Source organism: Streptomyces sp. NBC_01352 (genome assembly GCF_036237295.1).
GTDB lineage: Bacteria > Actinomycetota > Actinomycetes > Streptomycetales > Streptomycetaceae > Streptomyces > Streptomyces plumbiresistens.
In genome coordinates, this window is sequence record NZ_CP108354.1 from 5,887,918 (window position 1) to 5,900,775 (window position 12,858).

The 12,858-nt window shown below is 72.1% G+C and carries 14 protein-coding genes; 8 read left to right on the forward strand and 6 right to left on the reverse strand.

Going from position 1 to position 12,858, the window contains the following annotated elements; translation table 11 throughout:
- Nucleotides 1–96 precede the first annotated feature (96 nt).
- Genes OG252_RS27425 through OG252_RS27440 form a run of 4 tightly spaced genes read right to left on the reverse strand, consistent with a single transcriptional unit; the run spans nucleotide 97 to nucleotide 3,216 of the window.
- Complete coding sequence (locus OG252_RS27425; protein WP_266437292.1) at nucleotides 97–927, reverse strand: hypothetical protein; 831 nt, start codon at nucleotides 925–927, stop codon at nucleotides 97–99.
- On the reverse strand, nucleotides 924–1,928 hold the full coding sequence (locus tag OG252_RS27430) for an ABC transporter permease (RefSeq protein ID WP_329345203.1): 1,005 nt from the start codon (nucleotides 1,926–1,928) through the stop codon (nucleotides 924–926). Before OG252_RS27430 ends, OG252_RS27425 begins: the two co-directional genes overlap by 4 nt.
- A 5-nt stretch (nucleotides 1,929–1,933) precedes the next feature.
- Entirely contained in the window at nucleotides 1,934–2,833 is a 900-nt protein-coding gene (locus tag OG252_RS27435) for an ABC transporter ATP-binding protein (RefSeq protein ID WP_329339413.1), read from the reverse strand.
- Nucleotides 2,830–3,216, reverse strand: coding sequence for a GntR family transcriptional regulator (locus OG252_RS27440; RefSeq protein WP_329339414.1), 387 nt, complete (start codon nucleotides 3,214–3,216; stop codon nucleotides 2,830–2,832). Before OG252_RS27440 ends, OG252_RS27435 begins: the two co-directional genes overlap by 4 nt.
- 110 nt (nucleotides 3,217–3,326) lie before the next feature.
- On the opposite strand from OG252_RS27440, the gene OG252_RS27445 reads away from it, so the two are divergent.
- Genes OG252_RS27445 through OG252_RS27465 form a run of 5 tightly spaced genes read left to right on the forward strand, consistent with a single transcriptional unit; the run spans nucleotide 3,327 to nucleotide 7,881 of the window.
- Entirely contained in the window at nucleotides 3,327–3,869 is a 543-nt protein-coding gene (locus OG252_RS27445; protein WP_307675783.1) for an RNA polymerase sigma factor, read from the forward strand.
- 31 nt (nucleotides 3,870–3,900) lie between these two features.
- Nucleotides 3,901–4,737 (forward strand): zf-HC2 domain-containing protein, encoded by an 837-nt coding sequence (locus OG252_RS27450; protein WP_329339417.1) that lies wholly within the window; start codon nucleotides 3,901–3,903, stop codon nucleotides 4,735–4,737.
- A complete protein-coding gene (locus OG252_RS27455; protein ID WP_266437307.1) occupies nucleotides 4,734–5,597 on the forward strand; it encodes an ABC transporter ATP-binding protein in 864 nt (287 codons plus the stop codon). Before OG252_RS27450 ends, OG252_RS27455 begins: the two co-directional genes overlap by 4 nt.
- Nucleotides 5,594–7,126 carry an ABC transporter permease gene (locus tag OG252_RS27460; RefSeq protein WP_406493845.1) on the forward strand — a complete coding sequence of 511 codons (1,533 nt, stop codon included), beginning with the start codon at nucleotides 5,594–5,596 and terminating at the stop codon, nucleotides 7,124–7,126. Before OG252_RS27455 ends, OG252_RS27460 begins: the two co-directional genes overlap by 4 nt.
- A gap of 56 nt (nucleotides 7,127–7,182) precedes the next feature.
- The gene (locus tag OG252_RS27465; protein WP_329345204.1) at nucleotides 7,183–7,881 is read left to right on the forward strand and encodes an ABC transporter; all 699 of its coding nucleotides are present in this window, start codon (nucleotides 7,183–7,185) and stop codon (nucleotides 7,879–7,881) included.
- 26 nt (nucleotides 7,882–7,907) lie between these two features.
- Here the strand turns inward: OG252_RS27465 and OG252_RS27470 are convergent, their stop codons facing one another.
- Both OG252_RS27470 and mshD read right to left on the reverse strand, forming a co-directional pair.
- Nucleotides 7,908–8,282, reverse strand: a complete 375-nt coding sequence (locus tag OG252_RS27470; protein WP_329339419.1) for a hypothetical protein — start codon at nucleotides 8,280–8,282, stop codon at nucleotides 7,908–7,910.
- Between the two features lie 15 nt (nucleotides 8,283–8,297).
- Complete coding sequence (gene mshD, locus OG252_RS27475) at nucleotides 8,298–9,224, reverse strand: mycothiol synthase (protein WP_266437313.1); 927 nt, start codon at nucleotides 9,222–9,224, stop codon at nucleotides 8,298–8,300.
- A gap of 158 nt (nucleotides 9,225–9,382) precedes the next feature.
- On the opposite strand from mshD, the gene OG252_RS27480 reads away from it, so the two are divergent.
- The 3 genes from OG252_RS27480 (at nucleotide 9,383) to OG252_RS27490 (ending at nucleotide 12,808) form a co-directional block, all read left to right on the forward strand.
- Complete coding sequence (locus OG252_RS27480; RefSeq protein WP_329339422.1) at nucleotides 9,383–11,200, forward strand: bifunctional metallophosphatase/5'-nucleotidase; 1,818 nt, start codon at nucleotides 9,383–9,385, stop codon at nucleotides 11,198–11,200.
- A 93-nt stretch (nucleotides 11,201–11,293) separates the two neighbouring features.
- Nucleotides 11,294–12,481 (forward strand): LmeA family phospholipid-binding protein, encoded by a 1,188-nt coding sequence (locus OG252_RS27485; RefSeq protein ID WP_329339424.1) that lies wholly within the window; start codon nucleotides 11,294–11,296, stop codon nucleotides 12,479–12,481.
- A gap of 204 nt (nucleotides 12,482–12,685) precedes the next feature.
- Nucleotides 12,686–12,808 carry a hypothetical protein gene (locus OG252_RS27490; RefSeq protein ID WP_266437317.1) on the forward strand — a complete coding sequence of 41 codons (123 nt, stop codon included), beginning with the start codon at nucleotides 12,686–12,688 and terminating at the stop codon, nucleotides 12,806–12,808.
- Nucleotides 12,809–12,858: the final 50 nt, after the last annotated feature.

Consider the following 12,858-nt stretch of genomic DNA (forward strand, 5'->3'; position numbering starts at 1 on the left):
CTCGCGGGCGTCTACATGCGGCGATGCATGACGCAACCGTACGTCCCTCCCCCCGTGGAGAGACGTACGGCCCGGTTTCAGCGGATGCGGCGGCTTTCAGCGGGTGCGGCGGCGCAGCAGCCGGAAGGCGGCTGCGGTGGCCGCGGCGGTGACGGCGAGGAGGATGCCGGTCTCGATCAGGTGCATGGGCCAGAAGTGGGACGGGGGGTGATAGCGGCCGTCACCCGTCTGCCACCAGTTGTCGGGCCCCTCGGACCGGCCGGCGGAGGCCAGGGTCACCGTCGGCCAGAAGTCCTCGCGGTACCGCTCCAGGACCTGGTTGAGCAGCACCATCACGGCGACGGTGACACCGAGCGCGGGCAGTGAGCGGCGCAGGACGAGCCCGGTGAGCGTGCCGACCGCGAGGGCGCACAGGCCGTACGCCACGACCGCCGGGCCGTGGGCGGCGAACACGTCGGGGAAGGTCCAGTCGTCGCCCATCAGGTCCCGGTTCGCCGACCAGGCCCACCGGTACACCGGGACGAAGATCGCGCCGCCGAGGACGATCACCAGCGCGGGCACCGCGAGTTTGACGGCCAGCCAGCGGGTGGGCGTCACGCCCTGGGTCCAGGCGAGCTGTGCGGTGCCGCTCTCCAGCTCGCGGCCGATCAGCGAGCCGCCCGCCCAGGCGGCGACGGCCCAGAAGCTGTAGTACACGAGCGTGCTGATCCAGCCGGTCGGCCCGCTGTAGTCGAGGCTCGCCCAGACCGCCTCGCAGATGCCGGTGTTGCTGGGGCAGCTGTTCACCGCGGCGCGCGCCGAGTCCGCGGTGACCTCGTTCAGCCACACCAGCCAGGCGACGGCACCGAGGACGAAGACCAGCCACACGATCCCCGCCGTGCGGTGCAGGCGCAGCACCGTGCGCGGCAGTCCCGCGGCGGCGGTCATACGGCGGCTCCCTTGCGGTCGGCGGTCCGGTGCCGCAGCACGCGGAACGCCACGACGGTCAGCAGGACGGCGACGGCGAGGAGGATGCCGGTCGCCACGAGGAGCAGGGGCCTGGAGTGGGACCGGGGGTGGTAGTCCCGGTAGAAGCTGACGGCGTCGAGGCGGTCGAAGAGCGAGCCGCAGGCGGGGTCGATGCTGCTGCCGCAGTACCGGGGGACGGCGAGGCGGTCGCCGTCGGCGGTGAGCAGGCCCTCCGCGACGGTGATGCCGGAGCCCGACGGGCCGTCCCGCAGGCTGCTGACGCGGGTGACGGCCGGCCAGAGGTGGGGCAGGGCCAGGAAGGTCCCGATCCACAGGACGCCCGTGACGAGGGCCGAGCCGATCAGCGCGGCCAGGGACCGGCGCAGCAGCAGCCCCAGGAGGGCGCCGGCGGCCAGTCCCGCCAGGGCGAGGGCGACGAGGACCGGTCCGCCCGCGTAGAGGGTCTCGATGCTGTACCAGGGCTCGGTGTTGTCGACGCGGCCCCGGCCCGCCGACCAGGCCAGGTGGTGCAGCAGGGCCAGCAGGGACGTTCCGGCGGTGACCAGGGCCGCCGGGAGGGCGAGCTTGGCGACGAGCCAGCGGGTCGGGGTCACGCCCTGGGTCCAGGCGAGCTGTGCGGTGCCGGTCTCCAGCTCGCGGCCGATCAGCGAGGCGCCCGCCCAGGCGGCGACCAGGAACGGCAGCGCGAGGACGGCGGAGCCCGTGTACCGGGCGACGTCCTTGTAGAGGAGGATCGCGTCCTGGTCGTAGGTGCAGGCGGCCATTCCGCAGGCGTTGTACTGCTTCCAGGCGGCCTCCGACGCGTCGGTGAGCGGGCCCCCGAGCCACAGCAGCAGGGCGCCGAGTACGACGACCAGGCCCGTCCAGGCGTACAGGGCCGGGCGGTGCAGGCGCAGCAGCCAGCGGAGCTGGCGCGGGGGCGGCGCGGAGGAGGGGGGCGCCGGGGCGGCGAGGGTCAGGGCGCTCACGCGGCGTTCTCCTCGGGCTTGTCGGTGTCGGCCGGGGGCAGGGTGGGCGCTTCGGGGCTGCGCAGATGGGCGAGGACCAGCTCCTCCAGGGAGAGGCGGCCACCGGTGCGCCAGTCGCCGGGGAGCGGGCCCGCCGGGCGGATCAGCGCGGTGAGCTGACGGCCGGTGATGCGGGACTCGACGACGGTGTGCGGGGCGAGGTCGGTCTCCGCGGGGGCGGACACGCGCGCGTGGGCGGCGAGCAGGTCGTCGATCTCGCCGGACAGGCGGACCCGGCCGCCACCGATCAGCAGCAGGTGGTCGCAGGAGTCCTCCAGTTCGGCGACCACGTGCGAGGACATCACGATGGTGGTGCCGTGTTCGGCGGCCCGGGCCATCAGGACGCCCATCAGCTCGTGCCGGGCCAGCGGATCGAGGTCGGCCATCGGCTCGTCCAGGAGCAGCAGTTCGGGCCGCTTGGCGAGGGCCAGGGCGAGGGCGACGCGGGTGCGCTGGCCGCCGGAGAGGGTGCGGATGCGGGACTTGGGGTTCAGTTCGCCCGCGGCCACGATCCGCTCGCCGGTGGCCGCGTCCCAGTGGCCGGGGTTGAGATCGGCGCCCATGCGCAGCGTCTCGGCGACGGTGAGCTGCGGGTACAGCGGCTTGTCCTGGCCGACGAAGCCCACGCGGGCGCGTGCCTCGCCCGGGGTCGTCCCGAGGACGGTCACCGTGCCCTCGCTGGGGGCGAGCAGGCCGGCGGCGAGGGCGAGCAGGGTGGACTTGCCCGCGCCGTTCGGGCCGACGACGGCGCAGACGCGGCCGGCCGGCAGGCGGAAGGTGCACTCACGCAGCGCCCAGCCTCCTCGGCGGCCGAAGCGCTTGCCGAGCGCGGCCGCGGCTATCGCCGTGTCGGTCATGAGGGGTCTCCTTGGAAGTGTTTCTCGAGCACGGCGGTGAACAGTGCGGCCACGTCCTCGCGGGCCATGCCGGCCTCGCGGGCCTTCGCCGCCCAGGTGTCCAGCTCGCCGTGCAGGGGGGAGTCGGCCGGTGCGGTGCCCAGCGTGCGCCGGACGAAGGTGCCCAGGCCCCGCCGTGCCTCGACCAGGCCCTCGCGCTCCAGCTCGCGGTAGGCCTTGAGCACGGTGTTCGGGTTGATGGCGGTGGCCTCGACGACCTCGCGGGCGGTCGGCAGCTTGTCGCCGGGTTCGAGGAGGCCGAGGCGGAGCGCCTGCTTGGTCTGCTGGACGATCTGGACGTAGGTGGCCACGCCGCTGTGCCGGTCGATGCGGTACTCGACCACACGCCCACCACCCTTTCACTAATTGAGTAGTGAAAGGGTGGTGGAAGAGGTGTCGGAAAGTCAAGCGTGATTGCGTGAACCGAACGATCGGGCTCGTCCGATGAGGAGATGTGAGCGAAACGAGAAGCGACGGGGAGCTGCTGCGGGCCATCGCGGCGGACGGGGACCGGCGCGCCTTCGAAGAGCTGTACCGGCGCTTCGCGCCGTGGCTCACCGCACGCCTGCGCGGCCGGTGCTCGGACACCGGGGTCGTCGACGACGTCGTACAGGAGACGTTCCTGGCCGTCTGGCGGGGAACCGCCCGCTACCGCGAGGAGGGGGACGTCGCCGGATGGCTGTGGCGCATCGGCTCGCGGCGGCTGGTCGACGCACTGCGCGGCGACGGGGCGCGGGGGCGGCTGCGGCAGGCGCTGGCACGGCTGCGGCACCGGGACGAGGCGTCCGCGGAGGAACGCGTGCTCGCGGGGGTGGAGCACGGCGACCTCGCGGGCGCCCTGGTGAGCCTCTCACCGGAGTTGCGCGCCGTGCTCCAGGCCACGGTCATCGACGGGCTGACCACCCGGGAGGCGGCCGTCCTCCTCGGCATCCCGCCGGGCACGGTCAAGACACGGGCGATGCGGGCCCGCAAGCAGCTGCGGGAGGCGCTGGCATGAGTACGTATCCACGAGCGCGGGAGGTGGCGGCATGACCTGGCATGTGTCCGAGGAGGATCTACGGGCCTACGTCCGGGGCGAGTTGGCGCCCCCGGTGCTGTGGTCCGCCGACGCGCATCTCACCGCCTGCGCGCAGTGCCGGGGCGTGCTGGCCGACGTCAGCGATCCCGCCGCCCTCGACGCGGGGTGGGAGCGGCTCGACGCCGAACTCGACGCACCCCGGCTCGGGCTGCTCGAGTCCCTGCTGGTCCGGATCGGCGTCGCCGACCACACCGCGCGGCTCCTGGCGGCCACACCGGTGCTGCGCGGCTCCTGGCTCGGTTCCGTCGTCGCCGTCCTCGTGATGACCGTCGTCGTGGCCAACTCGCGGCCGGACGCCGGCACGCCCACGCTCTTCCTCGCGCTCGCGCCGCTGCTGCCGCTCGCCGGGGTCGCGCTGTCGTACGGACCCGCGCTGGACCCGACGTACGAGATGGCCGTCGTCTCGCCGACGCACGGCTTCCGGCTGCTGATGATCCGCACGGTCGCCGTACTCGTCGCCGGACTGGGCCTCAACGGACTCGCGACGCTCGCGCTCCCCGAGTACGGACTGCGCGCCCTCGCCTGGCTGCTGCCCGCCCTCGCCCTCACCGCGACCGGCCTCGCGCTCACGCCGCGGCTCGGACCGGTGCGCGCGCCGGCCCTGGTCGCCGGGTCCTGGGTCGCGCTGCTGCTGACGGCCGACGCACTGCGGGCGGCCGACGGCGATCCGCTCGCACCGTTCACCGCGGCCGGGCAGGGCGTGGCCGCGGCGGTCGCCGCGCTCGCCGCCGGGCTGCTCTTCCTTCTTCGTGACCGTTTCGACCTCTTCAACGGGAGTGCCGCATGACCCCCACCGTCTCCGCCTCCGGGCTGAGCCTCCGCTACGGCGGTACCCGCGCCCTGGACGACGTGTCGCTGCGGCTGACGCGGGGCGTCACGGGGCTGCTCGGGCCCAACGGCGCCGGCAAGACGACCCTGCTGCGGGTTCTGGCGACGGCCGTGCCGCCGGACCGGGGGGCGTTCACCGTGCTGGGGCACGACCCGGCGACCTCGCGCGGGCGCCAGGACGTACGGCGTTCGCTCGGCTATCTGCCGCAGACCCCCGGCTTCCACCCGGACTTCACGGCCTTCGAGTTCGTCGACTACGTGGCGATCCTGAAGGAGCTGACCAACCGGGGCGCCCGCCACCGCGAGGTCCGGCGCGTCCTCGAGGAGGTCGACCTGGGTGACGTACGCGGCAGGCGCATCAAGCGGCTGTCCGGCGGTATGCGGCAGCGGGTCGCGCTGGCGGCCGCGCTCGTCGGCGACCCCGGCTTCCTCGTCCTGGACGAGCCGACCGTCGGCCTCGACCCCGAACAGCGCATGCGCTTCCGCGAGTTGATCGCACAGGCGGGAGAGGGGCGGACGGTGCTGCTGTCCACCCACCAGACGGAGGACGTGGCGATGCTCTGCAACCGGGTCGTGGTGCTGGCCGGCGGCCAGGTCCGCTTCGACGGCACCCCGGCCGAGCTGACCGCGCGGGCCGCGGGCCAGGTGTGGAGCAGTACGGAACGCGACCCCGGCGCGCTGGCCGGCTGGCGCACCGGCACCGGCTCCTTCCGCAACCTGGGTGATCCGCCGCCCGGCGCAGACCTCCTCGAACCCACCCTGGAGGACGGCTACCTGCTCACGCTCGACGGCGCGGGCGCGGAGGTGGCGGCAGCGTGAACACGGTCATGGAAGCGACGGCCCCGCCCGTCGTGCACAGTGAGCCACGCCGGCCGTGGGCGGCCGTGTTCGCCCTCGCCCGCTTCGAGGCCCGCGACCTTCTGCGGTACATCGCGGTGCTGGTCGCCCTCGTCGTGTACATCGGCTACACCCTCTGGGGGCTGCTGTCCGAGCGCGAGGGCATGGACGCCTTCCCGGCGCTCCAGGACGTCGACCGGGGCACGCAGAGCGCGCCCTTCCTCCTCGGCATCGCCCTGCTCGTCTGCGTCAACCGGGCCGCGCTGCGGTCCCGCCGGCGCGGCACCGACCGGCACTTCGACGTGCTGGTGATGGAGCCGTGGCGGCGTACGGTCGCGCACGTCCTGTCGGTCGTGCCGTTCGCCGTGCTCACCGCGCTGGTCGTGCTGGGCGAGTTCACCTGGCAGGCGCTCAAGCCGGGCGCGGTGGGCCACGGCTCGGTGGCCGAACTCGCCGTCGGGCCCCTCTACGTGATGCTGTGCGGCGCCCTCGGTGTGCTGTTCGCCCGCCTGGTGCCGACCGTGTTCGCCGCGCCCCTCCTCGTGCTCGGCCTCTTCACCTTCTCCGTGTTCATCTCCGCCGGCACGAGCGACGCCGAGTGGAGCCGCTGGTTGTCCCCGGTCGTCGGCGAGAACAGCACCGAGACACTGCCGTCCGACCTGATCGGCCGGCCGGCCGCCTGGCACGCGCTCTATCTCCTCGGGCTCGTCCTGCTGGCGGCCACGGTTGCCGTACTGGCCGGCGGCGGCCGGACCTGGCACGTCAAGGCGGGTGTGGCGGGCGCTCTCGCCCTGACACTGACCGGCGCGGTCGCACAGTCCGGGGGCGTCTCGGCGGAGCTGACGGCGGCCCGCGAGCGGGCCACCGCCACCCCGGAGAAGGAGCAGTCGTGCACCCGGCACGGCACCTCGACGTACTGCGCGTTCCCGGAGTGGACCGGCCGGACAGGCACCTGGGCGGGAGTCGTCGACCGTGTCCAGGCCCTCGCGGCCGGCTCGGCGGCCAAGGAGCAACTGCTCGTACGACAGCGGTTCGACGCCACGTACGGCCTCACCGGTGACACCACAATCGCCTCGCTGACCGCCCCCCACCAGGTCACCGTCGGCACCCGCTGGGGCGGCAACCGCGTCCCCGAGTTCGCTGCCGCCGTCGCCTCCGTGCTGGTTGCGGGCAGCGAGGCCAAGGGCGGCGAACTGTGCGACGGGCGCATGGTGACGGTGATGTGGCTGGCCGTGGGCGGCGCCGCCGACCCGATCGGCGACCTCAAGAACGTCCGCCTCGACGACAGCCTCAGCGGCTCGGCGATCGTCCTGGCTCCCACCAACTCGCTGTCCATGTCCGCCGGACAGACCTCGGTGACGGTGGAACTGCTCAAGCGTCCGCGGGCCGAGGTCACGGCCGCGGTGAAGGAGCACTGGGGGGAGCTGACGGCTCCTGGGGTGAGTACGGCTCAGGTGGCCCGGCTGCTGGGGGTCGAGGCGCCCAAGGGAGGCGACGACTGTGAGGAATGAGAGGACGTGGCGGTGCGGGGCCAAGGTTTTAGGACTGGAGGTGAGGGGGCGTGGCGATGAAGGGCCTTGAGGGGGACCGTCGAGTGCGGGGTGTGAGCGGGGCCCTGGTGTGGAGTGTCGGGCGTACCGTCCCCTGGCGGGCGCTCGGCGCGGGGGCCGTCGTAGGGCTGCTGCTCGTCTGGCTGCCGCGGCTGGCCGACGGCCCGCCGGACCCGTGGCTGGTGCTCAACCTGCTGCGGGGCGCCGCCCTCGCCTTCGCCCTCGGCCTGGCGTTCCTGCTGGACGACCCCGCCCGGCACCTCACCGTGCCCGTCACCACCCGGCGCTGGGTGCGGACGGGGCTGCGGGTGGCGTGGGTCGCGCCGGTGGCGGTGCTGTGGTGGACGGCCGCACTGGCCCTCGTACCGGGGGAGATACGGCCCCCGGTCGGTGCCCTGACCCTGGAGGCCGGCGCGACCGCCGCCCTCGCACTGGCCGCCGCCGCGACGGCCGTGAGGTTCGCGGACGAGCCCGAGCCGGGCCCTTCGGTCGCGGCGAGCATCCTGACCACGGCGATCCTGGCCGGGCTGCTCCTGCCGCACCGCTGGGCGCTGTTCGTATCGCCCGACGACCCGAGGTGGGAGGCCGCCCACGAACGGTGGGCGGTGGTACTGGCGGCGGCGGTGCTGGTGTGGGGGCTGTGCGGGCCGGAGCCGCTGCGACGGGGGCACGTGCTGCGGCGCCACCCGCGGGGTGCCGTGCCGGGATCGCCCTAGGCCCGTCCGGCGGATCATGCCGGGCCCTAGCGATAGCCGGGCGGGATCCGGTCCCGGGGCGCGGCAGCCGCTTCGGCTGCCGCGTCCTCCTCCTGCGCCGCCTTCGCCACGGCCGGATCGCGAGAGTCCACGACCAGCTCCGCCACCCGCAGGGTGCAGTGCCACAGGGACACCTTCCCCTTGATCATCACCACATACGATTCGTGGTCGGCGAGCCGGTACACCTGGCGCCACTGCTCGATGATCCCGGACCGCGGCAGATACGTGCGGGTGAGGCCGCGGAGTGCCTCCAGAGCCTGGTCCTTCGTGCTCTCAGCGCCGAAGATCTCGCTCTCGTCGTAGTCACCGCTGCGGTACTCCGCGATCACGACCCACTTGCCCATGCCTGATTCGCCCCCCATGGTTGTCTCGGCCGGTCACGTCTCCGTGCGGTACATCAGATCCGTCTCGTACGTCACGAACCCCAGCCGCTCGTACACCGACACCGCCGCCTTGTTGTCGGCGTCGACGTACAGCATCGCCGTAGGCAACCCCTGTCCGGCAAGGTGCCGGAGTCCGATCGTCGTGAGGGCCTTGCCCAGTCCCCCGCCCTGGGCGCCCGGCCGTACGCCGAGCACGTACACCTCGCCGAGCCGCTCCTCGGCGTGGACCTTCGTCCAGTGGAAGCCGATCAGTTCGTCGCCGCGGAAGGCGAGGAAGAAGCCGGCGGGGTCGAACCACGGCTGGGCCTTGCGGTCGTCGAGGTCCCGCTGGGTGAGCGACCCCTGTTCGGGGTGGTGGGCGAAGGCCGCCGCGTTGGCCGCGAGCCAGGCGGCGTCGTCGGTGCCGGGGACGAAGGTGCGGACACTCACGCCCTCGGGCAGCACCGGGTCCGGCAGGTCCATCCCCGCCAACGGGCGCCGCATCTGCCGTAGTTCGCGGAAGAGCGTCAGGCCGAGAACCTGCGCCAGGTGCCGCGCGGCGGAGTGGCCGCCGTGCGCCCACACCCGCAGCCGCTTGCCGGACGCGGCGAGGAGGGCCGAGCCGAGGGCGCGTCCGTGGCCGTGGCCGCGGTGCGCGGGGTGGACGACCAGTTCGGCGGCCGGCGCCTCCACCGGGTCGGTGTCCTCCAGCTGGGCGTAACCGACCAGTTCGGGACCCACAGACAGGAGCAAATGGGACACGCCCTCGCGCGGGCCGCCCCGCAACTGCAACCGCCCCTGTTCGGACACCGCCTGCTGCCCGTCGTTCCGGGCGGCCTCCGCGAGCAGCTCCAGCACTGCCTCGGTACGGTCCGGGGCGAGCGCGGAGTGCGTTTCGATCGAGCGGGAGATGCCGGGCTGTGCGGTGTCATCGCTGGTCATGCGTACGAGGGTAAGGGGAGGGCGCAGCAAAGTGGCGGCAAAGAAGCAACCAGGATGTAACCACCAAACCTCTGTCGCGCTACGCGCGTTGACCCTAGGCTGCGCCGGGACGGGGCCACTTCCTCACCCACTTCCTCACCAGAAACACAGGGGGGCGTATGCCAGCCACATCTCAGTCGCAGCAGCACCGCAGACGTCGTACATACCGGCTGGTGGCTGCGGCCGCCGGTCTCGCCACGGTCGGGGCGCTGGCGGCCGCGCTGCCTTCCTCGGCGAACGCGGGCGAGACCAAGGGCAAGCCCGGCGGTCAGACGTCGGGCCGCTACCAGGACGTGCAGCTGCTGTCGTTCAACGACCTGCACGGCAACCTGGAGCCGCCGTCCGGTTCCTCCGGCCGGGTCACCGAACTTCAGCCGGACGGCACCACCAAGACGATCGACGCCGGTGGAGTCGAGTACCTCGCCACCCACCTGCGCAACGCCCGTGACGGCAACAAGTACTCCATCACGGCGGCCGGCGGCGACATGGTCGGTGCCTCCCCGCTGATCTCGGGCCTCTTCCACGACGAGCCCACCATCGAGGCGCTGAACAAGCTCGACCTGGACGTCACCTCCGTCGGCAACCACGAGTTCGACGAGGGCGCCAAGGAGCTGGCCCGTCTGCAGAGGGGCGGCTGTCACCCCGTCGCCGGCTGCTACGTGGACGGCGAGACCTTCGAGGGCGCGAACTTCCCGTACCTCGCCGCGAACGTCCTCGACGAGAAGACCAACAAGCCGATTCTCAAGCCCTACTGGGTGTGGAAGAAGAACGGCGTCAAGGTCGGCTTCATCGGCGTGACCCTGGAGGACACCCCGGGTGTCGTCTCCGCCGAGGGTGTGAAGGGCCTCAAGTTCAAGGACGAGGTCGAGACGATCAACAAGTACGCCAAGGAGCTGGAGAAGCAGGGCGTCAAGTCGGTCGTCGCGCTGATCCACGAGGGCGGCCTGCCGGCCTCGGCGGCGTACAACTACGACTGCGACTCGCCGGGCGCCGGTGACGGCATATCCGGTCCGATCGTCGACATCGCGAAGAACATCACGCCGAAGGTCGACGCCCTGGTCACCGGCCACACCCACGCCGCGTACGCGTGCACCATCAACGACCCGTCGGGCAAGCCGCGCACGGTCACCTCGGCCGCGTCCTTCGGCCGTCTGTACACGGACACCACGCTGACGTACGACCGTTGGACGGGCGATATCGCCCGTACGGCCGTGCCGTCCGCGAACCACGTGGTCACCCGGACCGTCCCCAAGGCGACGGACATGACCGAGCTGATCGCGAAGTGGAACACCCTCGCGGCGCCCATCGGCAACCGTCCGATCGGCTACATCTCCGCCGACATCCCCAGCACCGGCACCGAGTCCCCGATGGGCGACCTCATCGCCGACGCGCAGCTCGCGTACGGCAAGGAGCTCGACCCGGAGACGGACCTCGCGCTGATGAACCCGGGCGGCGTCCGGGCGGGCCTCACCTACGCGGCCAAGGGGACCGAGGGCGACGGCGTGGTGACGTACGCCGAGGGCTTCACGGTGCAGCCGTTCTCCAACACGGTGAACCTCCAGGACTTCACCGGCACCCAGCTGATCCAGATCCTCAAGGAGCAGGTGAGCGGCTCGAACACGGCGGCGCCGAAGATCCTGCTGCCGTCGACCGGTCTGACGTACACGCTCGACATGACGAAGACCGGCGCGGACCGCGTGGTCGCCGACACCGTCAAGCTGAACGGCACGGCCATCGACCCGGCGGCCACCTACCGCGTCGCGACGAACAGCTTCCTCGCGGGCGGCGGCGACGGCATCACCACGCTGGGCCTGGGCACGAACGACCTGGTCGGCGGGGACGACCTGGCGGCTCTGCAGCAGTACCTGACGGCCAACTCGTCGGCGACCAGCCCGATCGTGCCGCCGGTGACGAACCGGATCACGGTCGTGCAGTAGCTCGCGCAGTAAGTCGCGCGGTGATCGTGAGCTGAGTCGCATACCGCGGGTTGAGGTTGCGGGTGGGGGGCACACGCGTGGTCGGATGGATCGATGCGCGCCCCCCACCACATATCGACGCATCCCTACGCAGACCTGCCTGAAGCATCCGAAGTACCCGAAGTATCTGAAGTACCTGATGTACCTGAAGTGCCGGGCGGGGACGAACCCTGGTCCCCGCCCCAGCACCGCCGGGGCGGCCGGCGTCGTAGGCGCGGTCGCTTCGCCGGACTGCCGTTCGCGCTGAAGGCGGTCGTGGGCCTGCTGGTGCTCGCCGCGTTCCTCACCCTCGCCGACCGCTGGGCCGTGCTCTACGCCGAGCACCGGGCGGCGGACGCCCTCAAGGACCGCCTGAAGCTGACCGCGGCCCCAGAGGTGGAGATCGACGGCTTCCCCTTCCTGCCCCAATTCGTCGACGGGCGCCTGGACTCGGTGAAGGTGACCGTTCCGGACGTGTCGGCCGACCGGATCACGCTGGCCTCGGTGTCGGCGACGGCCCGGGACATCACCCTCGACGGCGACGGGCCGACCTCCGTGCGCGGAGCCCGGGTGCCGGAGCTGAACGGCGACGTGCTGCTCTCCTTCGCCGACCTGAACCGTGAACTCGGCGCGTCCCAGGTGACGTTCACGGGGGAGGGCCGGGACCGGGTCCTGGCGCGCGGCACGCTGCCGGTCGCCGGACACGATCTGCGGCTGCGGGCCGACGTACGCATCGGGCGGGCAGGCGACCAGGGCATCGCCACGACGATCGGCGGTATGCGCCTGGACGTGGGGGACCTGGCGACGTACCGGCCCGGTGCCCGGGCCTCGGAGGGGCTGCATCTGACGCCGAAGTCGGTGACCCGGCTGGCCCGGGAGACGCGCAAGGTGCGGGCGCTGCTGGGGGTGCCGTCGGTCGTACGGCGCATGGGGGTGCCGGACGCGACCGTCCGCGAGGCGCTGCGCAACGACGACAAGCTCGCCGCGCTGACCGGTTCCCGCGACTTCGTCCACCAGGCCATGCGGGTCAACCTCCTCGACCTGACCCTGGCCCACCCCGAGGTGCTCGACCGCCTCGGCCTCGACCCGGCGCTCCTCGACGCCCTCTCCCGGCTCACCCGCCCGGTCCTCGCCGACCAGCTGTCCCTCGGCTTCCGGCTGCCCGAGCCGGAGCGCGGGGAGCTCAGGCTGCGGGACGTGCGGGTGGAGAAGGACGGGATCCGGGTTCGACTGGCCGGGCAGGGCCTGGCCTTCGGCGACTGAGGCCGGTGACTGAGGCCGGTGACTGAGGCCGTATTAAATCCTGTGTGAGTTCCGCTTTGGTTCCGCACGCCTTCTGAAAATGCTTTCAGGCTCAATTCATCGATCTCTAAGCGGAATTGGCTTTTCCCGGCTCCGGGATCCCGTAATGTTTTCCATGTCGACAGCGAACGACGCGAAAGCAAAGAAGGAAAGAAGGAGAGCCGCATGAGCTTCCACAAGGTCACTCCGGTGAAGAAGGCCACCCGCAAGCCCACCCCGGCACACAAGAAGGCTGCACCCAAGAAGGTCGCCGCCCCGAAGCGTCGCCCGGTCGCCCGCAAGGGCTGACAAAGAATTCACCGAAGTAAATCAAATCAATTCACAAGCTGAAAGGGAAA